Raw genomic sequence first — 22,938 nt, forward strand, 5'->3', positions numbered from 1 at the left:
GATAAATAATGATATTTCCGAACAAGTTGAAAAAGGGTGATACAATTGCAATTATTGCTCCTTCATCACCAGTGACTAATAAAGAAGCTGATTTATGCAAGAATTTTGTTGAAGACATGGGTTATAAAGTTAAAATGGGTAAATGTACATACGAATCTATCCATGGTTATTCTGCAGGAACAGGTTATAGACGTGCAGAGGATATTAATGAGATGTTTGCAGACAAAGAAGTTAAAGCAATATGGTGCATAAGAGGTGGAGATACAAGTTCACATATAATGGATAAACTAGATTTTGAAATGATAAAAAATAATCCTAAAATATTTGTCGGTTACAGCGATGTAACAAATCTTAATGTTAATTTTAATCAGAATTGTGGTTTTATAACATTTCATGGGCCGATGGTAAAATCAAATATGCTTAATGCTTATGATGGATTTACTAAGAAAAGTTTTGAGAAAGTTTTAAATATGCAGGACGAGTATATTTTAGAAAATCCAATAGGTGAGGATTTCAAGGTTATGATTGATGGTACCGCTGAAGGAACCATCATTGGTGGCAACTTATCATTACTTGTTTCAATGATAGGTACTCCGTATGAAGTAGATACAAAAGGTAAAATTTTATTTATTGAAGATGTTGATGAAAATGTTAGAAGACTTGACAGGATGATGTATCAACTAAAATATTCAAATAAACTTGAGGATGCCACTGGCATAATTTTTGGAGATTTTACTGATTGTATTAATGAAAAAGACGAAGACTATACAGTTATTGAGATGTTAAAAGATGTACTAGAAGATTATAAGAAGCCAGTTATGTATAACGTCAAATCAGGTCATTGTTTTCCCATGTTAACTATACCACTTGGATCTAACTGTTTTATGGATACCAAATTAAAGTTAATAAAATTCAACATTTAAAGTATAGATTGTTATAGGCATACATTAGTCTGTGGTATAGTTCATTACCGAATGGATAAAGAGGTAAATTTCTAATATTAACACGTTTTAGTTATATTATGCATTTAATAGCTATAAAATAAAGTAGTGTAATAAATTAAATTAAAAGGAGTCTAATATGAGTACATCGAAAAAAACAGTTTGGGAAAACTATCGTTTTTCAATTACATTAATTATAGCTATTGCTGTAGGAAGTATTATAGGACTTATATTCGGAGAAAAAGCAACTGTATTGCAACCTTTTGGCGATATATTTTTAAACTTGATGTTTACTGCTGTTACGCCTTTAGTTTTTATTACAATTGCAAGTGCTGTAGGAAGTATGGTAAACATGAAACGCCTTGGGAAAATATTAGGAAATATGTTTTTAACATTTGTGGTCACAGGGTTAATTGCAGCTATTTTAATTCTTGTTGTTGTTAATGTATTTCCTCCCGCACAAGGAGTTAATTTGGAATTAGGAGTAACAGAAACTGAATTGGAGGAGTTATCACTCGCAAGTCAAATTGTTCAGGCTTTAACTGTTAATGACTTCGCTAAATTGTTATCAAGGTCGAACATGTTGCCTCTAATAGTATTTTCAATTTTATTCGGTTATTGTGTTAGTGCAGTAGGAGGAGAGGACAATATTGTTGCAAGAGCATTAGAAGCTTTATCAAAAGTTATGATGAAATTTATAGGATTAATAATGCTGTATGCCCCAATAGGTTTGGGTGCTTACTTTGCTAGTTTAATAGGTGAATTTGGACCTCAGTTGTTAGGAGCCTATGGAAGAGCAATGATTGTTTATTATCCATTATGTATTGCTTATTTCTTTATTGCATTTGCAGCATATACATATTATGCAGGAGGAATGCTTGCCGTAAAAATATTCTTTAAAAATATTATAGAACCTACAGTTACTTCAATTGCAACTCAAAGTTCAATAGCTACAATGCCTGTTAACCTAAAAGCTGCTTCTCGTATAGGAGTTCCAAAAGATATTCGTGAAATTATACTACCAATAGGTGCTACAATGCACATGGATGGAACAGTTCTTTCATCAGTACTAAAAATTGCGTTTTTATTTGGAATTTTTGGTCAAGAGTTTACAGGCATAGGAACATATTTTACGGCTATTTTGTTATCAATCTTGGGAGGAGTTGTAATGTCAGGAGTACCTGGTGGAGGACTTATAGGAGAAATGCTAATAGTTAATATTTATGGATTCCCACCAGAAGCATTTCCAATTATTGCAACTATAGGTTTCTTGGTAGATCCACCTGCAACTTGTTTAAATGCTACAGGGGATACTGTAGTTTCTATGATAGTAACACGTATGGTAGAAGGCAAAGGTTGGATGGCTAAAAAACTAACAGCACACGAAGAGATATAAGTTACAAAAAAGGAGTAAGGCATTACGCATTAAACTCCTTTTTCTATTCTTAAAATATATTTGGCGTGATTCTTCGCTTAATCTGATATTTGTAAAACAAATTAACGATACTATAAAACAAATACTTGCCTGGTTTCTTTAAAAACTCTTTTCTTAAAATATTTCTTTTAATAATTGATTTATAAGTAAATAATGATTTGTATAAGTCCCAATAAGCTTGAGTAAGTTCTTGAGGAGTCATATTTTTCGGTATATGAACAGCCTGAGTTCCGTCAAAAGAATAAATATTGTCATTAACCAGTCTTCCTTCAGCTTTGATCTCTTTAAAAAACTTAGTTCCAGGAATAGGCGTTAAAATGTAAAATCGCGGAACAGAAATTTTGTTTTCTTCTATAAATGTTTTTGTCATTTTTATAGACTTCAGAGTGTCTCCATCTCCTCCAACAACCATTTCAGTGGAAACATCAATTCCATGAGATTGAATATTTTCAATTAGCTCAGGATACATAGCAGGATTAGCCCAACTTTTGTTCATTCCTACTAAACTTTCTCGTGATATACTTTCCAAGCCAAAACTCAAAGTAGTGCAGCCACTTTCAGCTAATTCTTTTAATAACTTATTTTCTTTTCCTATTCTGATGTCACACTGGCTCATCCATTCCATATTAAGTTTCTTTATTTCTTCTAACAATTTATGCAAATATTCTCTGTCAGAAAAAGTATTATCATCCAACAGAAGGAATTTTTTAAATCCAAGATTCTTAATTTGTTTTATATCTCTTACAACTTCTTCAAGAGGTTTTTTAATATAATGTCCTTTGTATAAACAGGCAACTGAACAGAAGCTACAAGTGTTAGGACAGCCCCTTCCTGCTTGAACAGGGAGGAAATCTCCTATATTTTTGTGGATAATTAAATCAAATCTTGGCAAAGGTGTGGACAAAGTCCCCTTTTCTAAATTCTTTTCATATATTTTTTTAAGAGTACCTTTTGTATAATCCTCCAAAAGATCCTTCCAAACAAGCTCAGCATCACCAACTACCACAGCATCACAATATTTTGTTGCTTCCTCAGCCATAATGCTGACCATGTAACCTCCTAAAATTACTGTCTTGCCTTTTTCCTTAAATTCTTTTGCAATATCTAAGGACCTTATAACACCATGACCCATAGAGCTAATTCCAATTATATCAGCGTCAGTGTCCCAAGGTATGTCCTCCATTATTTCAAGTATTATTTCTGTTTCCCAATCTTCAGGCATCATAGCTGCTAAAAGGGGCATGGCAAGACCTACAAAATACAACCTTTTCTTCTTAATTGGCATGTGATTTTGGTCGTATGGACTTGGTTGTATGAGCAATATTTTTTTCATTAGCGTCCCCTCACAATCTTATGTATATACTGCATGCTTACAAAACTGCTGCCTGCAAGCATTTTTAAATTGGCTTTTAATCCGTATTTCTTTATTAACACAGTTAAGTGGCTAGGTCTCATAATTACCTTGTAATAAGCCTTTAGCAATTCGTAATAGAATCTTCTTATGCTCATGAATTTTGGATTTAACACTACATGAGCCATATCCCAAACCTCATAGCTATTTCTTTCAACTATCAATTCAGATGTATATGAATTGAAGATTTCTGTACCTGGCAAAGGGGTAAGTGGCTGAAGATTTACAAATCTTACATTAAGTTTTTTTAGCCAACTGGTTAATTCAGCAAAATCTGTAATAGTAAAATCTAGAGGAATAATCAATGTTGCATATAGTTCAATATCCAAATCCTTTAATATTTTTATGCATTTTTCATTAATTTCTTTGGTGGTTTTTTTGTTATAGGCTTGCAAATCACTTGCTCTTACAGATTCTATTCCCACTATAACAGCCTGCAAACCAATGCTTTTTAATTCAGCTATAATATCAGCGTTTTCTGTAATAAAATCAGCTCTGCCGTAAACTAGGAAATTTTTTTGGATATTATTGTCCTTAACTAAATCTATAAAATGTCTAAGCTTGTTTCTGTCAAATAAAAAATCATCATCAACAATATAGATTTCTTTTTCTTCAATGGTTTTTAGTTCATTAATAACATCTTCCATATCTCTAGAAAAGTACTTGCCCTTTGTAATTTCTTTGCAAAAACAAAAAGAGCAGTTATATGGACAGCCAAAGGAAGTTTTAATTAAAGCGCAAGGGCTGTGGAACATGTAGTAATAATGACTTCTATATTTAGAAACAGATTTTCTATCAGGATAATTATACTTAAAATTGTCATTCTTGAAATTGTAAGTATTCAATTGTTCATTTATTTTATTTACATCGAAATGTTCAAGTAACATTTCTAATGTTAAATTAAATCCATCGATTCCATTTTTATTATAAATAAAGTCAATAAAATCAGAATTAAAATCATTAGGAACAACTTCCGCATGAACTCCACCAACTCCCGTTATCACATTATGGAAAATCTCTTTTGCTTTCTTAGCTAAATCTTTTATAATTCCAACATGAGTTATATAACCGGTGAATAAAACAAAATCTGGCTTTTCATTAATTAATATATCTTTATAGTTTTTCTTTTCAACTATTAGATCAATCATTTTTATATGAATATCATTTTTAATATGGTTCGGTATATTAGAAATTAAGTATTCAAATTCCAAGGGTTCACATATCATAACATGTTGCAGTCCAATGGTTTCCTTGTGAGGTCGTGGTCTTATTAATATTACTTTCATTGATTTACCTTCTTTAAAGTGTATATTGCAATTCTAGGCATGTAGAATTTTTCCTTAATAACCTTTACATTTTCTATTTGAAAATATGGAGATATTAAATATTCAAATTCTTTATGTGATGGATACGTAGCGGGACCCGTTGTCAGTTTAACAAAACTTAAAGCAAATTTATCGTAGAAATTATTACCACTTGCAAATCCCAAGAAAATTCTACCACCGTCCTTTAATAATTTACTTAATTCTCTCATAACTTTATTAGGTTCTTTGTAGTAGGGAAGCGAATGAGTACAGACAATTATATTGAATTTTTCCTTTAATTTATATAATTCTGAAACATCTAACTTTATATGACTAGCAAGGGGATTTCTTGACTTGGAAACCTCCAGCATTTTTTCTGAGAAATCTATTCCCATAATATCAAGATTATTATATTTCCTAGACAATTCATTAATAAGTTGACCAGGACCGCATCCTAAATCCAGTACCTTTGTATGTTCTTTTACCATTATTTCATTCATTGCTTTTAATATATAATTTCTTGTTGGTTTTAAGGAGTATTTCTGAACCCAAAGCTTGTCATATCTCTTAGCCCAAAAATTCCATATAGTTGATTTCATATGTTCTCCATTCTATTGGTTATACTGTTCAATAGGTATTTCCAAACTCTCTTAGATTTCAACAGCCTTGCATGGACACTATAAAAAAGCAAATAAAACATCCATTTAGGCAAGTTTGGTTTTAAAACTAAGTGAAGAAAATCAAATTTTCTTGGATCCAGTGTAGTTAATTTCTTTTTTAATAATTCGTAATCTATTGTCCCTTTTATAGGAGTTAAAATTGAAATTGTATAAACCTCTATTTTGTTATTCTTTAAAAATTTATATAAGTTTTTAAAATCTTTTATTCTATAATCAGGCTTAACCATAAATAAAGCTGTTAAATCAATATTATTTTCCTTAAGTAAGGATATGACTTCAGGATAGTTAAGTGCATTTGTTGTTTTTTCGTAACCCTTCAATTCTTCATTGTTGGTAGCTTCAAAACCTACAATAACCTCAGTTAAACCTGCTTTCCTTAAGGCAGGAAGTAGATCTTTTTCCCTTAAAATGAAATCAGCTCTCAAATATCCGATAATTTTTAAATTTAATTCTTTCTTTTTAATTATACCAATAAACTCCAACGCACCTATTCTGTCGGTAAAAAGTACATCATCAATTATCCAAAAATAATTCGCCTGAATACTTTCCATTTCTTGAATCATTCTTTTATAATCGGCTTTTATATAATAGCTGTAGTTTAAGAGTTTGCAAAAGCAATAAGAGCAATTATAGGGACAGCTTGTGCTTCCTTTAATTAAAGCAACATTTTTCTTCTCTAGATAACGAAACATATGTGGCATTTTATAAAATAAGGTTCTGTCTGGAATTGTATTTTCATGTTCGTGTACAGCTGATTTATGAAATAAATTTACACCTTCAACTATACTATCATCGCCATTCATGATATTTTTTATTAACTCTTTAAAAGTATTTAAACTTTGTGTATGACATATATAATCAATTTCTTTTGTTAGAAATTCTTTAAAGTTTATTTGGGCATGGACCCCTCCTACAATTATTTTAGCTTTGGGATACTTGGTTTTATAAATGCCTGCTTCCTTAATAATTTCATTTTCAGCAACATTGTACCCTGTTAGCACTACTGCACTGGGTATTACATTTAAAGGTTCCTTTAAACCAAACTGTTTATCAATTATATAACTTTCTATATCCATGTTATTTAATACGGACTTCAAATAACACAGTTCTAGAGGTTCAGTTACAATTGGTTCAAAAATGGAAAAAACAGTCTTGATTCTTACTTTCTTTAAAAATACAATCATTTTTTATCCTCAGCTTTAAATACGTGGTGTTTTACAGGGTATGTCTTATAAGTAAATATAGGCACCAACTTTTGAATGAAAAAGTTTAATAATGGATTGCTATGGTGAACATATAAATATTTATAATTTTCTCTGCATCCTATTTTAAGTTTGCTTTCTTCAGCAGTTTGTCCAAATTCTATTTCTTCAACTTGTTTTTTTATCCCTGTTTCAATTATTTTAAGTAGCATATTGTAATAAATATCATATTTATTAACATCTTCTTTTTTGAATCCTCCAAACAAAAAATAAAGCTTGTTTTTTAATGTTTTTAGCTGAACAAATCCAATTAATTCATTTGTGTCTTTATCAATAAATTCATATAATTCTGCTTTATATTCCCTAAAAAACTCAATGGGAAGTGTTTCTAAGGGGTTTTCAGTTCTGTCCATAATACTTAAATATAGGATATAATGTTCATCATTAAATTCTTTATTGCTGAAATTTCTTATAATAAGTTTATCTCTATACTTCAATGCTTTGTTAATTCTTCTTCTATAAGAACTTCTTAAAGAATTTAAATATTCATTAAAGGTTGAAAATCTATTATTAAAAACAAAGGTTGATAATGTTTTTCCGCCTCCTTTAAAGGGAGAATCAGAGTTTAAAATAACTTTCAATCCTTTTCTTTGATTAATAGCTTTTTTAATTAATTCAGAGTCTCCATAGTAACCTTGCAAACATACAGAAACTGGTAACCCTATTATTTGAACATATATTATTAATGGAAAAATATTTTTAAAATTAAGTAAATTAAGCTTTAATTTATATGAAATAATTATATTGTTATCTATAAGCTCATATTCTTGACTGCAAGGATTTACTTTTTCAAGGAGTTTAAGAAGGGGTGTTAATTCCTTGAATTCTTTATTATAAGGCAAATGTAATTTGTTTATTTCTTCAGTTAAGCTTTTTATTGTATACATCATGACAGTTCCTTAATATATGCTTTATAACGTTTTGCTTCACAATCAGCCCATTTAATGCCGAAATTTTTAGACTTAAAATTATCTAATAATATCCACCCGGATTCCATATAGTCGTACTTATCTTTAATGCAATTAAAACAATAATTAAACAAGGCAAGAATGGCACCTCGGTTTCTTTCGCTAGGGATTACTCCCATTTCAACAATTTTAAAAGTATCTATTTTATTACTAAACAACCTATTTTTAATAACTGTTTTTAATCCTACAGTATCACATGGGTTCATAATTTGATTAAAGTCTGGATACCAAAGCATAAATCCTACAGGTATGCTATCCTTCTCAACAAATAACAAATTCTCAGGTTTTAGAAGATACTTTAAGTCCTTAAAAAGCTCATAATCTTCTTCCTTTATTCTCGGATAATAAAATAGGTGTTCATTAAAGGCTTTATTATTTACTTCAGTGTATATTAAACATTCGCTTTTTAAGTTATGAAAATCAGCTTCTCTCACTATATATCTCTTTGAAAGTTTATCGGCAATTTCATCGCCAATTAGCTTATCTGTCAACCTCATATCCTTTTTATAGCTTACCATTTCTATAGTGTCAAAACCTGTTTTATTGAAATATTCATGATAAAACTCAGGATTATGAGCCATTCCAAAGTTTTGTTTCTTATCATAATCGCTTGCTAAAAATCCTAAACCATAGTTGACATGTATGTTTAAAGAAGCAGATAATTTAGTTGCACCCTTTTCTCTAGCCAAGCTTTCTGCTCTGTTTAAAATCAAATTAAAAGCATCTAAGTTTAATTCATCTGTTTCAAAAAATCCAATTTGTAAATAATCAGGCATCCGATGAGCAAATGCCAATACGCAAATCATAACTATTTTATCTTTATCAATAACCATAAGTGGTTCTAAATCAATTGATTTGCATAACTCGGATTTTCCATATAGCAATCCTTTAAGCAGACCTGACATTGAATCCCGTTTTAATGGATTATTTAAATATTGTTTTTTATAATAATTTATAAAAGCTTTTTTATGTTGCGTACTAACCTTGATAAGTCTCATTTTATTCTCCTTACTGATAACTTATTATATAGGCATTTGTTAAATGCCCAAACCCATTGATTTAGATGGGTTTAGTGTTAATCTTATATATAAATTTCTCTCCTGTTATGGTATAATGTAAGTACCAACAAACAAAAACTACAACAGGAGGAAACTTATGTCTATTAAATACTCTCAGCTAACACTTGCTGAAAATTTCAGTGAATGTCAAGATTTACTAACATCTGACACATCTACATTCTTCTCACTATTAGAAGAACATATTAATTTATGTGATTTCATACCAGTGGAATTTTACTGTGCTTTCCACTTATCAATAGGCAGAAAAAGGGATTATCCTTTAAAAGGATTTTTATCTGCTTTAATATTGCAGAAGATATTAACCATTCCTACTGATGCTTTACTTATCAATTTACTTTCTTTATGTCGCGAATTGCGTGATTTCTGTGGTTTTACAAAAGTGCCTGACGCCCCTATGTTTACACGTTTTAAACAGACCTTTATACCTCAATTAGAGCTTATGTTCTCTAAAATGGTTGACTATACTGAACCTATCTGTCAAGCTATCGATTCTACCCTTGCTTCAATTATTACACTTGATACTTCCGGAATTGAATTATATGTTAAAGAAAACAATCCTAAGTATTTGAATACTCTCATTAGACAGCTTAAAACTTACTATAAGAATAATCTTAACGTTGATCCATACAAAATGGCTTATGGTCTAATGCCTTCTCAAGCTACATCTTCTCCTGATGCTAAACAGATGTACATTAATGGTCATTTCTGTTATGCCGACAAATTTGCTATTATCACCAATGGTTTAGGACTTGTGCGTAATATTGCTTTCTTGGATGATGACTTCAAACAAAAGCATCAAGATATTGAAATTGACAAGAAATCCGATTCCCCTGACGAGGATAAATCAATCGGTGATTCTTCTGCATTAAAACCGGTTTTACAAGACTTCTTTGAACTTCATCCTGATTTTCACCCATCGACTTTTCTTGGAGATTCCGCCTTTGATACTATTGAAACCTATACTTTTTTAAAAGATGAATTTAATTTTAAAAAAGCAATTATCCCTTACAATACAAGGAATGAAAGTACTCTTAAAAAAGTTGGTTACAATGAATATGGTTATCCATTATGTCCAAATGACTCCTCTTTGGTTATGAAATATTGTGGGCCTTGCCGTGAAAAGGGTCGTGCCGACCGTATAAAATGGATATGCCCTAAAGTTCATATGGAAAGAGGTCAATTTGTTTGTAATTGTGACAATCCGTGCAGCACTGCCAAAAAAGGTAGAACTACTTACACTTATGAAAATATGAGTTTTCGTATGTTTCCAGGCTTACAACGTGATTCTGATGAATGGAATGAGTTGTATAAAATACGTACTGTTGTAGAAAGAGCCATTAACCATTTTAAAATGAACATGTGCATAGCCGGAAGAAAATCTCGTGACCATCTTACTACTAAAGCTGATGTGCTTATTGCAGGAATTGCTAGTCAATTCACAGCAATTATCGCACACAGATTAAGTTGTCCACAGTATCTTAGAAGTCTTAAACCACTAATTGCATAATTTCTTAATGCTTAAAGTTATTGATATTTCAATGTTCGTAGGTGTATTAAGGTTGCCCTTAAATCCAATTATTTCACTTGCTTTAACTTGTTTTTCTTTTTTTTTGCTATTTTTTATTAGATTCTATCAACAGTTATCAAAAAATCATTTTACAATTTCCTAGATAACTTATTATAACATAGGAGCTTGTCTATAACAATTATAAAAACATCAGCATAATCGCTTCATAAAAAAATATATTTGGTAAAAATTTAAAGTAATTAGTTAATGATTTGACAAATAAAAGAAAAATATATATAATAATGACATATAACCTATAAATAGTAAAAATTGTCTAATATACCTATAAGATATTATGATTTCATCCATTAAATTCTAGTAGATTTAAAAATCAATTCAAACAAAGCGGGAAAAACAAAAAAATATGAGCTAATGTGACAATAATCTGTATTAATTATCTATTATTTTTATTTTTTATTGTCACTATTTAAATTCAATTTTATTATATTACTATTTATTTTATGCAAATGTTTTCAAATATGATCTAATTATTTTAAAAAATATAATTTGAAATTAAAGGAGGAAATATGAAGAAATTTTTTACATTAATGTTAGCCATCCTAATGATGGTTTCTATAATTACGGGATGCAGTAATGAAGCATCAGTTTCAAAAGAACCTGTTAATATTATTGTAACAGATAATGGGTGGGACAGTCAAAAACTGCACAATGAAATCGCTAAAGTAATAGTTGAACATGGCTATGATGGTTATACTTTTGAGACATCATCAGCTTCATCTACTATGAACTGGCAAGCTATAATAACAGGCGACGTTGATTTAGATATTGAAAGTTGGACAGACAATGTGGCAAGTTATCCGGAAGATGTGGCTAATGGAGATATTATTGATGTTGGCATATTAGTTCCAGACAGTGCACAAGGTCTTTATGTACCGCGATATGTAATTGAAGGTGATGTTGAAAGAGGTATAGAACCTATGGCACCAGATTTAAAAACCGTTGAGGACTTGAAGAAGTATCCAGACGTATTCCCTGATTATGAAGATAAAACAAAAGGTCGGATATATGGTTCTATACCTGGATGGATGGCAGATGAAGTTTTGTATAAAAAATACGAATATTATGGTTTAGATGAAATGTTTAACTATGCAAGATTAGGTAGTGAAGCAACCTTATTTGCATCATTAGTATCTTCTTATAACATAGGAGAAGCATGGGTTGGATACTGTTATGAACCTACATGGGTAAGCGGAAAGTTAGACTTAGTTTTGTTGGAAGATGCTCCATATGATGTTGATGTTTTTATGGATGGAAAATGTGAGTTTCCAAAACAAGAATTAAAAATAGTAAGTAGTAATAAGTTTGCGGAGAAAGCTCCTGATTTGCTTGAATTTTTTAAGAAATATGAAACAGGAAGTCAATTAATAGCTGATGCGCTTGCATATCTTGATGAAACACAAGCAAGTCATGAAGAAACAGCAAAATGGTTACTTAAAGAAAACGATTATTTATTAGATGAATGGTTGCCTGAAGAAAACGCAGAAAAGGTACAAGCCTATTTGAATGAATAATCTTTTAGAAAGGACATAATATATATGAATAATATTTTCTCATTTCCTCAGTCACTGCAGTTTAAAATAGGTACAGTAATTGATGATGTTGTAAAGCAGTTTAGCAGAGATTACAAGGAGATACTGGATGCTATTAGGTCTGTGGCAATTGAAGGTGTACAAGGAATCAATTGGTTGCTTACTTCTATTCCATGGTTTATATTAATATTATTAGTAATATTTTTAGGATATAAGGTTAGTAAGAAAATCAAGGTAGGTTTGTTATACGGTGCATTGTTGTTTTTCATTGGATCAGCAGGAATGTGGGAACATATGATTGAAACAGTAAGTATAGTAACAGCAGCAGTAATTATTTCGCTAGTATTAGGGTTTCCTCTTGGAATACTTATAGCTATGAGTAAACGTGCAGAAAGCATTATACGACCAATTTTAGATTTGATGCAGACTATGCCTGCATTTGTTTATCTTGTTCCTGCTGTAATGTTGTTTAACCTTGGTATTATGCCTGCTCTTTTGGCAACAATTATTTATTCAATTGTGCCTATGATACGCTTGACAAGTCATGGAATAATGTATGTAGACAAAGAAGTGAAAGAAGCTGCAATAGCTTTTGGCTCTACAAAAATTCAGGCTCTTATAAAAGTCCAGATTCCACAGGCAATTCCTACAATCATGACAGGAGTGAATCAAACAATTATGATGGCAATGTCAATGGTTGTAACATGTGCAATTATAGGTGCGGAAGGTCTTGGATTAGATATATTGATTGCTACTAATCGTGTGGAAATGGGTAAAGCATTGTTGCCTGGCATAGCAATAGTTATTATAGCAATAATTTTTGATCGCCTCACACAAGGATTTATTAAGAAAAAAGAGGTGAGCGATTAATGAATGACAATATTATAGAAGTAAAAAATATTACTAAGTTATATGGTATTAACAAAAAAGAAGCAGCAAAAATGATGAATGAAAGCTCAAATAAGGATGAAGTATATAAAAAAACAGGTGTTACAGTGGCACTGTGGGATGTATCTTTTAAAGTAAAACAAGGAGAAATATTTGTTATAATTGGGTTGTCTGGATCTGGCAAATCTACATTGGTAAGATGCTTTAATGGATTATTAAAACCCACCTCTGGAGAAATAACATACAATGGTAAAAATGTTAAATCATTCAGCAAAAAAGAGCTTATAGAATTTAGACGAAATAAAATATCTATGGTATTTCAAAACTTTGGACTTATGTCTCATAGAAATGTAATGGACAATATTGCATATGGCCTAGAAGTAAAAGGAATGCGCAGAGAAGAAAGACAGAAAAGAGCTATTGAAATGACAAAACTTGTTGGTCTTGATGGGTGGGAATATAAGTCTATTAATAGTCTTTCAGGTGGAATGAAACAAAGAGTAGGACTGGCTAGAGCATTAGCAAATAATCCTGAAATTTTATTGATGGATGAACCGTTTTCAGCCTTAGACCCATTGGTAAGGAAGGACATGCATTTTGAACTTTTATCTATACAACGAAAAATTGGAAATACTGTAATTTTTATAACACATGATATTAATGAAGCTTTTAAGCTTGGAGATACAGTTGCAATTATGAGGGATGGTAAAGTTGTTCAAATAGATACTCCTGAAAATATGACAACAAATCCTGCTGATGACTATGTAAAGAAATTCATTGTCAGTGCTGACAAGACGAAAGTTGTAAGTGTTAAAAATATAATGATAACACCATCATGTATGGTCAGAGAAAATGATTCAGCAAAAACAGCAATTCGTGAAATGCAGCAAAATTCTGTGTCAACTGCTTATGCTGTTGACAGTAAAATGAGATATAAAGGTATTGTATCAATCGATGATGCAATTAAAGCTAACAAGGAAAATATTAAACTTTTTGATTTAATAAAAACAGACGACTATACTGTTAATGAAGATACTTTAATAAATGATATTATAACTTTTGCAGCTGAAGCTAAACATCCAATTGCAGTTGTTAATGAGGATGGTGTTTTAAGAGGTATTATATCAAAAGCAGCAGTGTTGTCTTCCTTAGCTGATTAATAAAGAAAAGTATTAATGTTAAGAGTAAAAAATAGAAAAAAAAGTAATATATGTAAAAATATACTTGTATGAAAAATTTGAATATGCTATATTAATATAAATTAAAAAGGGAAGGGAGATATATAATGACTAATTTATTTGATTTAAAAGGAAAAGTTGCTATAGTAACAGGAGCTTCTTCTGGTTTAGGGGTGCAATTTGCTACAGCTCTTGCAAAGCAAGGTGCTGATGTTGCAATCGTTGCAAGGAGACTCGAGAAATTAAATTTAGTTAAGACAGAAATAGAAAAACTTGGTGTGAAATGTTTACCAATTAAATGTGATGTTACAAAAGTAGAAGAAATTAAAGCAGTTGTTGATACTGTAATAAAACAGTATGGTAAAATTGATATTTTAGTTAACAATGCAGGTATTGGTTTGTTTGGGCCAGCTGAAGAACAAACTGATGAATTATGGCAAACAATGATTAACATGAATTTAAATAGTGTTTATTATTTTGCTCGTGAAGTAGGAAAGAATATGATTGAAAATAAATATGGTAAAATCATAAATATTGGGTCAATACATAGTCAAGTTGCTATGACAGGTTTACCGTTAACAGCATATTGCTCTACAAAGGGAGGAGTACTTATGTTAACAAAATCATTAGCAAATGAATGGGCAAAATATAATATTACTGTTAATGCTATTGGACCTGCATACTTTGAAAGTGAAATGACTCAAGACGTAGTTTCAGATGAAGCTTTCACTCAAGTTGTTAAAACTTATTGTCCAATGGGAAGAATAGGTAAGAAGGGAGAGCTTGATGGTGCAGTCGTTTACTTTGCTTCAGATGCTTCAAGCTATACCACTGGTCAAATTCTTAGTGTAGATGGCGGTTGGACAGTAATATAATATATTAAAATAATTTAACTAATTAGATGACTGATTATCATAACTAATAGAATGATTTATATTAATTAAAGGCTTTATGTTTCAATAGAAACATAGAGCCTTTTTTGTTTAATAATATTATTTTAGTTTTTCGTATAATTAGTTTAATAGAATTAAAATAGGATATAATAATAAAATGTTTTTAATGATGATTTTACTATTAATGGAATTTAAAAAATATAAATGTATTAATATAATTACTTGATATAAATACATAAAAATGTGAAAACGGTTAAATATAAATTAGGAGGAAAACAATGAAAATTTTAAAAAATGTTCAAAGAGTACCTGGTGGAATAATGGTGGTTCCTTTGCTTTTAGGAGCAACAATAAATACATTTTTTCCTGAGGTATTAAATATTGGTGGTTTTACTACAGCACTGTTTAGAGACAGTGCATCGGCTTTAATTGCTCTTTTTTTACTTTGTAATGGTGCTCAGATTAATGTTAGGCAAGCAGGAAGTTCATTAGCAAAGGGATTTAGCTTAACACTTGTTAAGTTTATTCTTGGTGCTGGTATAGGATGGTTCATAGGTACTATGTGGGGAATTAAGGGTGTATTAGGAATAAGTCCAGTTGCTGTTATAGCAGCATTAACAAATTCAAATGGTGGTCTTTATGCAGCTTTAGCTAGTCAGTATGGTGATGCTTCTGATGTAGGAGCAATATCTATATTATCAATAAATGATGGCCCATTCTTTACTATGATAGCTCTTGGTGCATCAGGGCTTGCTTCTATTCCATTTATGTCACTTGTTGCATCTGTAGTTCCAATTATTATAGGATTCATTTTAGGAAATTTAGATGAAGATTTAAGAGAATTTTTAGCAAAAGGAACGGTTATTTGTATTCCATTCTTTGCTTTCCCATTAGGTGCGGCTCTTAATTTTGGGCAAATAATTACAGCTGGTGGACCTGGAATAATTCTAGGATTAATTACAACAATAATAACTGGAATTGGCGGTTACCTTGTTTTGAAATTATTAAAAGCTAAAAATCCTGCAGTTGGTGCGGCAATAGGTACTACAGCAGGGAATGCTGTAGGTACACCAGAAGCAATTGCAGCAGTTGATCCATCTATTGCCATAATAGCTACAGCTGCAACAGTTCAAGTAGCAGCCTCTATTATTGTAACTGCGATTTGCTGTCCTTTATTTGTTGCATATTTAGATAAAAGGGCAAATGGTAGAAGAAAGACAGTATAACAGTTAAAGATTAAAGAGGACTATACAAATCAATTGAATATGAATTAATTATATCAAGGTAAGGGATTACTTATGATAATATATTATAAAAAAATTAGTAGAATCTAGGAGGTATAAATTTGGCAAAAGTTGAGTTACCATACGGTAAGGAAAAAGTTGTATTGGAAGTTCCTGATGATAGACTTCAGTCAGTTCTTGTAAGCGAATTACATCACTATACACCTGAAGGAAGTCAGATTGAATTAGTGAGGAAGGCTATAGAAAACCCTATAGGCTCAGATAGATTAAGTAGCATGGCAAAAGATAAAGATAAAATAGTAATTATATCTAGCGACCATACGAGACCTGTACCAAGTAAAATTATTATGCCATTAATGTTAGAGGAAATACGCAGAGGAAATCCAGAAGCAGATATTACTATACTAATATCTACAGGTTGCCATAGAGAAACTACGAGAAATGAATTAATCGAAAAATTTGGAAATGAAATAGTGAGTAATGAAAAAATTTATATACATGATTGTGATGATGAAAGTATGTTTGTAAAATTAGGGATATTACCTTCAGGTGGAGAACTGATAATAAATAAACTTGCTACTGAAGCGGATCTTCTTGTTGCAGAAGGGTTTATCGAGCCTCACTTTTTTGCTGGATATTCAGGAGGAAGAAAAAGCGTTCTTCCAGGTATTGCAAGTCGATTGACAGTTCTTGCTAACCATAGTTCAGAATTTATAGCTGACCCTAATTCAAGAACAGGAATATTAGAAGGTAATCCTATACATAAAGATATGATATGGGCAGCAAAAACAGCTAGACTCGCTTATATAGTTAATGTTATAATTAATGATAAAAAAGAAGTTATTTATGCTGTGGCTGGAGATGCAATTGAAGCACATGAAAAAGGCTGTGAGTTTTTATCAGGACTTTGTAAAGTTAAGGCAGTATCAGCTGATATAGTAGTTTCAACAAATGGTGGTTATCCATTAGACCAAAATATTTATCAGGCAGTAAAGGGTATGACAGCAGCAGAAGTTACTGTAAAACAAGATGGAGTTATTATTATGCTTGCTAAATCAAGCGATGGGCATGGCGGCGACGTATTTTATAAAACATTTAAAGAAGCTGATGATATTAAGAAGGTATTAGATACCTTTGTATCAAGAGGCAGAAATGAAACTGAGGCAGACCAATGGCAGTCACAAGTTTTTATTAGAGTTTTACAAAAGGCTAAAATTATTTATGTTTCAGATGCAGACGATGAAACTATAAAGGATTTCCATATGATACCGGCCAAAAATGTAAAAGATGCATTAAAGAAAGCAGAAGAAATATTAGGAAATGACAATGCCACAGTAACAGTTATTCCTGATGGAGTTTCTGTAATGGTTGTTGAATAAAGAAAAGGTAGTGTATATATGAAAAAGGCAGTATTAATCCCTGATTCATTTAAAGGAACATTAAGTTCAGGACTGATTTGTAGCATAATTGCAGAAAAGATAAAAATGTATTTTCCTAAATGTGAAATAGTATCAATTCCAGTTGCCGATGGCGGTGAAGGTAGTGTTGATTGCTTTTTAAAGGCACTAGGTGGAGAAAAGTTATATGAAACAGTTAAAAATCCATATTTTGAAGATATGCAAGCTTTTTATGGATTAATAGATAATGGCAAAACTGCAGTAATTGAAATGGCAAGCTGTGCAGGCCTTCCATTAGTTGAAGATAGAAAAAATCCAACAAAAACTACTACATATGGAGTAGGTCAGCTAATTTTAGCAGCAGCAGAAAGAGGTTGTAAAAAGATAATAGTAGGATTAGGGGGTTCAAGTACAAACGATGGAGGAACAGGAGCAGCTGCAGCTATAGGAGTTAAATTCTATGATAATAAAGGCAATGAATTTATACCTGTAGGAGGAACATTGAAAGATATAGTTAAAATAGACTTATCAGAACGCTCTAAGATTATTGAAAATATAGAAATAATAACAATGTGTGATATAGATAACCCAATGTATGGCGAATCAGGTGCAGCATATATATTTGGACCTCAAAAAGGTGCCGACGCTGAAACAGTTGTAGAACTTGACAATGGCCTTATAAATCTATGTGAAGTTATTAATAAAGATATGGCTGTAGATTTGAAAGATGTTCCTGGCGGTGGAGCAGCAGGTGCAATGGGAGCAGGTATGATTGCATTTTTTAACTCAAAACTAAAAATGGGAATTGAAACAGTACTTGAAACAGTTAAGTTTGACAATATAATAAGTGATGCTGATATGATTTTTACTGGCGAAGGTAAAATTGACTCTCAAAGTTTACGAGGTAAGGTTGTTATAGGAGTAGCGAAACAAGCTAAAAACAAAAATATTCCAGTAACTGTTATAGTAGGTGGAGCTGATAATGATATAGATGAAGCCTATGAAATAGGTGTTACATCAATATTCACTATAAATAGACTTCCACAAGATTTTCAAATTAGTAAACTAAAAAGTAAAGAAAATCTAGAAGTAACTGCTGATAATATAATGAGACTAATTAAAAGCGTAAAATAATGTTTATATAATTTGTTACTAATAAATATAAAAGCTATATATTTCTTTAAAATATATAGCTTTTGTTAAACAAAAAACTCTCTTAATTTAAAGTGAGGTTATTTAATGAAATATCCAAAGAAAACTAGCCTTGATTGGGTTAGTGAAATTAGAAATGCAAATTTTGGAATAGTTATGGCAAAATTATTAACTTACTATATAGTAATTAATATGTTATTTGCGATAGTATATAATAATTTAAAAATATTAGAAAATGGAACTAGTTTCTTAAACTATATATACTTTTCCTTTGTTACTTCATTAGCTATTGGATATGGAGACCTAGTACCTATAACGAATATTGGAAAAATAATAGTCATAGTTCATTCTTGTATAGCTACATTATATTTTGCTTTAATGATATCAATATTATCAATTAAAATGTTACATCCTAGAGATTCAATAAAACTTTCTAAAAAAATAATTTATAATCCTGAACTTGATTTGTTGATTTTTAGAGTTATTAATACAAACAAGGATGCACTAATAAATCCAGAAGTTAGAATAAGTGTTATAGAACATAACACTGGTGATGTTACAGCTTCTATATTTAATATCCTAACTGATTACTATATTACATATTTAGGAAAATATGATTTTTCTTATTGCTTTAGAAATAGCTTTGAAACCTTTAATGTAATGGAAGAAGTAAATAAAGCTAATAATTTCAATGAGGAAACAAAATCATTTGAAAGCAGATTTAGAATAAAAATATCAATAACTGGTAGCTATGGATTACATCAAGTAGCTATATACAAAAAATATTATTCAAATGATATAGAAGTAGGAAAATCATTTAGCCCAATAACATATAATAATGAAGTTTATAAAAAACAAAAAATTAAGTATAGTAAAATTAAAAATTTCTGGGAAAATTTCGAAAGCATTGAAAGATAAAAATTTATTAAATATATACAACAAAAAAGTTACAAAAATACAATAAAAAATAATATAAGTTGAAAATTTTGTAACAATATGATATGATGTATTTAAAAGATATAATTGGATTATATAAGGAGTTGATAAAGTGACTGTAAAACAATTAGGCAAAATATTAAAAGAAATGTATGATAGTGCACAAGAAGGATATCAACTTACAAACATCCTTTTGTTTGGAATAGAATATGCACCAGTTATTCTTGAAGAAGATTATAAGACTACAGATATAGTACGTGCATCTGGATTACATCCCTCATTTTCAATTGAGGTAAGAAAAGGTATAAAACTTTCTAAGTTTGTTACAGCAGTATAAATTAAAATAAAATTTTATATTAAAGAAACTATGCCATAAATCTTGAGGCATAGTTTTTTTAATATAATAAAATAAGTTGTAGTTATAGTGTCTACTATAGCTATTATATTGCATAATAAACTATAATACATTATTTCCTGGGAAATAATGTATTATTTTGGCAAAAACACATTTGTAAAAATTTTATCAACTTATTAGCATATTCCTAACAATAAACATTAAATAGTTTGGCACTATAATCATTATTTCAATGAATTATGAATATGCCTATTGCTTATAAATCTTAAACTATGTAATATAAAGAGGTTTTTTAATCGTCATTTCAAAAATGTTTAATGTTTGACAAGCATAGAAATTTATGTTAAAATTTAAACAATTAGTATCTGTTAAATATTTACTATAAAGGGTACTGATGGATTTAAATGCAAAGTGATTTTGTGACTCAAAAGGAGGAAGTAAAAATGAAAAAATCAATTAAGATTGTATCACTACTTCTTGTAATGTGCATGTTGTTTTCCATAACTGCTTGTACAACAAAAACAGATGATACTTCAACAGTTAATGAGCAAGAGGTAAATATTACTCCGATGAAGAAAGGTGAATATATTATCGATGTAGTTGGTATGAATCCAATGCAGGTGAAGGTTACATTAAGTGAAACTTCAATTGATAATATTGAGATTGTTTCTCATAATGAAACACAAGGTGTTTCTGATGCTGCAATAAAAGATATGCCAATCAAAATTGTTGAAAAACAAAGTATAGGTGTAGATACTATCTCAGGTGCAACTATATCAAGTAACGCTATAATAGAAGCAGTTTCTAAAGCAATTGAACAAGCAGGTGGAGTTATTAGTGAATTTGATATAGCAGAAGTTGCTAGTGAAGCAGATGTTATAAATGATGCTAGACCACCAATGGGAACCAAGAATCTTCCAGAAAATTGGGACCTAACTTATGATGTAGTAGTAGTTGGCGGGGGATTTGCTGGACTATCAGCTGCTTACAGTTCATCTACTCAAGGAGCAAATACTCTTCTTATAGATAAAATGCCAGTATTAGGTGGAAATTCACAAATTAACGGTGGAGTTTATGCATCTTATACTAGTAAAATTGCAGATTCATTATATACTCAGTTAGAAATTGAACCCGATACTGCTGAAAAACATATTGAAGATACTATCGTAGGTGGAGACTATATGGGAGATGAGAAGTTAGTTAAAAATCTTGTCTATGGATCTCCTGTTATGTTAGATATATTATTAGATAATGGACTTGAAGTACGTGAATCTATTACACGTCCAGGTGGACATTATGGATATCGTACATATACGACAATTAATGGAGTAGGTGCAGATATTGTTACTGTTCAAAAGAAAATGATTGATGAAACGGATACTACAGTAATGTTAAATACTAAAATGACTCAAATATATCGTGAAATAGAAGGAGAACAAAGAGTTGTAGGCATTAGAGTTGAAACAGAAGATGGTATTAAGAACATAAAGGCTGAAAAGGGTCTTATTATAACGACAGGTGGATTTAGTGGAAATGTAGAAATGCGTTCAAAACATGTACCTGCACTTACAGCCGACTTACCTACTACAAATCATGTAGGGGCAACTGGCGAAGGATTAATAATGGCTCAAGAAATTGGAGCTAATACTATGCAAATGTCATATATTCAACTTTATCCATTCGCAAATCCAAATAATGGTGTTTTAGATGCAACAGCAGTTATTCCTTTTAGTGGACCGAGTTCTGGTATTGTTTATGTTGATGTAAATGGAAACCGTTATGTAAATGAAGGTGAAAGACGTGACGTTTGTTCAAGAGCAGCTCAAGAAAGCGATGGATTCCCAACCTTCTCGATTTTTGGACAGGATATAGTTGAAAAAGCAGGATTTATTGCTGATACACAGTTAGAAAATGGTATTGATGCAGACCGTATATTTAAAGCAGATACTTTGGAAGAATTGGTAGAAATGATAAATGCTCACAAATATCAAGATAACACTATAAACATGACAGCTGAAGCTTTAATTGAAACAATAAATACGCATAATGGATATATAGAAGCTGGTGAAGACCCTGACTTTGGCAAGGTTATTGATAAAGGTGTTATGTTAAAGATTGAAAACGGACCTTATTATGCAATTCCTCAATGGCCATCAGTACATCATACTATGGGAGGATTGACTATTACTGAAAAAACAGAAGTACAGGATATTTGGGGTAATATTATACCAGGATTGTATGCAGCTGGAGAAGTAGCAGGTGGTGTTCATGGAACTAACAGATTAGGATCTAATGCTATTCCCGATGCCTTAGTACATGGACATATAGCTGGAGAATATGCTGTTACTGGAGAAGTTCCAGATTTTGTTTCAGTAGATTAAATATAAAAAACGCATTAAATATAACTAAATTGATACATAAATTCCCTGAAATATCTTATACAATTTTAGGGAGTTTTTCATTATGAAAACTTTTTTGTAACTTTACACCTTTTCCAATTTATGATATAATTTCAATAAAATAATAAAACTCCGAGCACAATAGCCTAAGAATTTTTTATGGATGCTGTGCCGATAGGGTTTAACTGGAAACGGTTGGGCCTCCTGATGGAAAGGAGAAAAGAGAACAACTTGAGAAAAAGCAGCACATTTCCATCAAAAGTGCTGTTTTTTATTTGATTTAAATTTAGTTTTACTAA

Annotated in this window: 19 protein-coding genes and 1 riboswitch; of the genes, 13 read left to right on the plus strand and 6 right to left on the minus strand. The window is 30.8% G+C overall.

The annotated features are described in order from the left end of the window. Positions 1–8: 8 nt before the first annotated feature. Positions 9–923, plus strand: a complete 915-nt coding sequence (locus U8307_RS07535; protein WP_326906617.1) for a S66 peptidase family protein — start codon at positions 9–11, stop codon at positions 921–923. A gap of 157 nt (positions 924–1,080) precedes the next feature. Then, positions 1,081–2,337 (plus strand): dicarboxylate/amino acid:cation symporter, encoded by a 1,257-nt coding sequence (locus U8307_RS07540; protein WP_326906619.1) that lies wholly within the window; start codon positions 1,081–1,083, stop codon positions 2,335–2,337. 49 nt (positions 2,338–2,386) lie between these two features. Here U8307_RS07540 and U8307_RS07545 read toward each other — a convergent pair whose 3' ends face one another. The 6 genes from U8307_RS07545 to U8307_RS07570 are packed head-to-tail and all read right to left on the minus strand — an operon-like array spanning position 2,387 to position 8,999. Further along, on the minus strand, positions 2,387–3,709 hold the full coding sequence (locus U8307_RS07545; protein WP_326906621.1) for a B12-binding domain-containing radical SAM protein: 1,323 nt from the start codon (positions 3,707–3,709) through the stop codon (positions 2,387–2,389). Further along, positions 3,709–5,073: a B12-binding domain-containing radical SAM protein gene (locus tag U8307_RS07550; RefSeq protein WP_326906623.1), complete on the minus strand. Its 1,365-nt coding sequence runs from the start codon at positions 5,071–5,073 to the stop codon at positions 3,709–3,711. The genes U8307_RS07545 and U8307_RS07550 overlap by 1 nt, the downstream gene beginning before the upstream one ends. Beyond that, positions 5,070–5,690, minus strand: coding sequence for a class I SAM-dependent DNA methyltransferase (locus tag U8307_RS07555; RefSeq protein ID WP_326906625.1), 621 nt, complete (start codon positions 5,688–5,690; stop codon positions 5,070–5,072). Before U8307_RS07555 ends, U8307_RS07550 begins: the two co-directional genes overlap by 4 nt. Continuing rightward, complete coding sequence (locus U8307_RS07560; RefSeq protein ID WP_326906627.1) at positions 5,687–6,955, minus strand: B12-binding domain-containing radical SAM protein; 1,269 nt, start codon at positions 6,953–6,955, stop codon at positions 5,687–5,689. The genes U8307_RS07555 and U8307_RS07560 overlap by 4 nt, the downstream gene beginning before the upstream one ends. After that, a complete protein-coding gene (locus tag U8307_RS07565; protein ID WP_326906629.1) occupies positions 6,952–7,920 on the minus strand; it encodes a hypothetical protein in 969 nt (322 codons plus the stop codon). The genes U8307_RS07560 and U8307_RS07565 overlap by 4 nt, the downstream gene beginning before the upstream one ends. Next, positions 7,920–8,999 (minus strand): hypothetical protein, encoded by a 1,080-nt coding sequence (locus tag U8307_RS07570; RefSeq protein ID WP_326906631.1) that lies wholly within the window; start codon positions 8,997–8,999, stop codon positions 7,920–7,922. The genes U8307_RS07565 and U8307_RS07570 overlap by 1 nt, the downstream gene beginning before the upstream one ends. A 157-nt stretch (positions 9,000–9,156) precedes the next feature. On the opposite strand from U8307_RS07570, the gene U8307_RS07575 reads away from it, so the two are divergent. The 11 genes from U8307_RS07575 (at position 9,157) to U8307_RS07625 (ending at position 22,621) form a co-directional block, all read left to right on the plus strand. After that, positions 9,157–10,587 (plus strand): transposase, encoded by a 1,431-nt coding sequence (locus tag U8307_RS07575; protein WP_326906634.1) that lies wholly within the window; start codon positions 9,157–9,159, stop codon positions 10,585–10,587. Positions 10,588–11,174: 587 nt separating this feature from the next. Then, positions 11,175–12,179, plus strand: a complete 1,005-nt coding sequence (locus tag U8307_RS07580; RefSeq protein ID WP_326906637.1) for a glycine betaine ABC transporter substrate-binding protein — start codon at positions 11,175–11,177, stop codon at positions 12,177–12,179. 24 nt (positions 12,180–12,203) lie between these two features. After that, positions 12,204–13,067, plus strand: coding sequence for an ABC transporter permease (locus tag U8307_RS07585; protein WP_326906639.1), 864 nt, complete (start codon positions 12,204–12,206; stop codon positions 13,065–13,067). Further along, positions 13,067–14,245: a quaternary amine ABC transporter ATP-binding protein gene (locus tag U8307_RS07590; RefSeq protein ID WP_326906641.1), complete on the plus strand. Its 1,179-nt coding sequence runs from the start codon at positions 13,067–13,069 to the stop codon at positions 14,243–14,245. Before U8307_RS07585 ends, U8307_RS07590 begins: the two co-directional genes overlap by 1 nt. A gap of 125 nt (positions 14,246–14,370) precedes the next feature. Next, the gene (locus tag U8307_RS07595) at positions 14,371–15,138 is read left to right on the plus strand and encodes an SDR family oxidoreductase (RefSeq protein ID WP_326906643.1); all 768 of its coding nucleotides are present in this window, start codon (positions 14,371–14,373) and stop codon (positions 15,136–15,138) included. Positions 15,139–15,434: 296 nt separating this feature from the next. After that, the gene (locus tag U8307_RS07600) at positions 15,435–16,382 is read left to right on the plus strand and encodes a 2-keto-3-deoxygluconate permease (protein ID WP_326906645.1); all 948 of its coding nucleotides are present in this window, start codon (positions 15,435–15,437) and stop codon (positions 16,380–16,382) included. Between the two features lie 119 nt (positions 16,383–16,501). Then, the gene (gene larA / locus U8307_RS07605; RefSeq protein ID WP_326906647.1) at positions 16,502–17,779 is read left to right on the plus strand and encodes a nickel-dependent lactate racemase; all 1,278 of its coding nucleotides are present in this window, start codon (positions 16,502–16,504) and stop codon (positions 17,777–17,779) included. An 18-nt stretch (positions 17,780–17,797) separates the two neighbouring features. After that, entirely contained in the window at positions 17,798–18,931 is a 1,134-nt protein-coding gene (locus U8307_RS07610; RefSeq protein WP_326906649.1) for a glycerate kinase family protein, read from the plus strand. A gap of 105 nt (positions 18,932–19,036) precedes the next feature. After that, positions 19,037–19,867 carry a potassium channel family protein gene (locus U8307_RS07615; RefSeq protein ID WP_326906651.1) on the plus strand — a complete coding sequence of 277 codons (831 nt, stop codon included), beginning with the start codon at positions 19,037–19,039 and terminating at the stop codon, positions 19,865–19,867. A 130-nt stretch (positions 19,868–19,997) separates the two neighbouring features. Beyond that, the gene (locus U8307_RS07620) at positions 19,998–20,222 is read left to right on the plus strand and encodes an HTH-like domain-containing protein (RefSeq protein ID WP_326906653.1); all 225 of its coding nucleotides are present in this window, start codon (positions 19,998–20,000) and stop codon (positions 20,220–20,222) included. A gap of 461 nt (positions 20,223–20,683) precedes the next feature. Next, positions 20,684–22,621, plus strand: coding sequence for a flavocytochrome c (locus U8307_RS07625; RefSeq protein ID WP_326906656.1), 1,938 nt, complete (start codon positions 20,684–20,686; stop codon positions 22,619–22,621). Between the two features lie 136 nt (positions 22,622–22,757). After that, positions 22,758–22,873: riboswitch (molybdenum cofactor riboswitch) on the plus strand. The last annotated feature ends 65 nt before the right edge of the window (positions 22,874–22,938 follow it).

The sequence above is a fragment of the Sedimentibacter sp. MB31-C6 genome, assembly GCF_035934735.1.
Lineage (GTDB): Bacteria > Bacillota > Clostridia > Tissierellales > Sedimentibacteraceae > Sedimentibacter.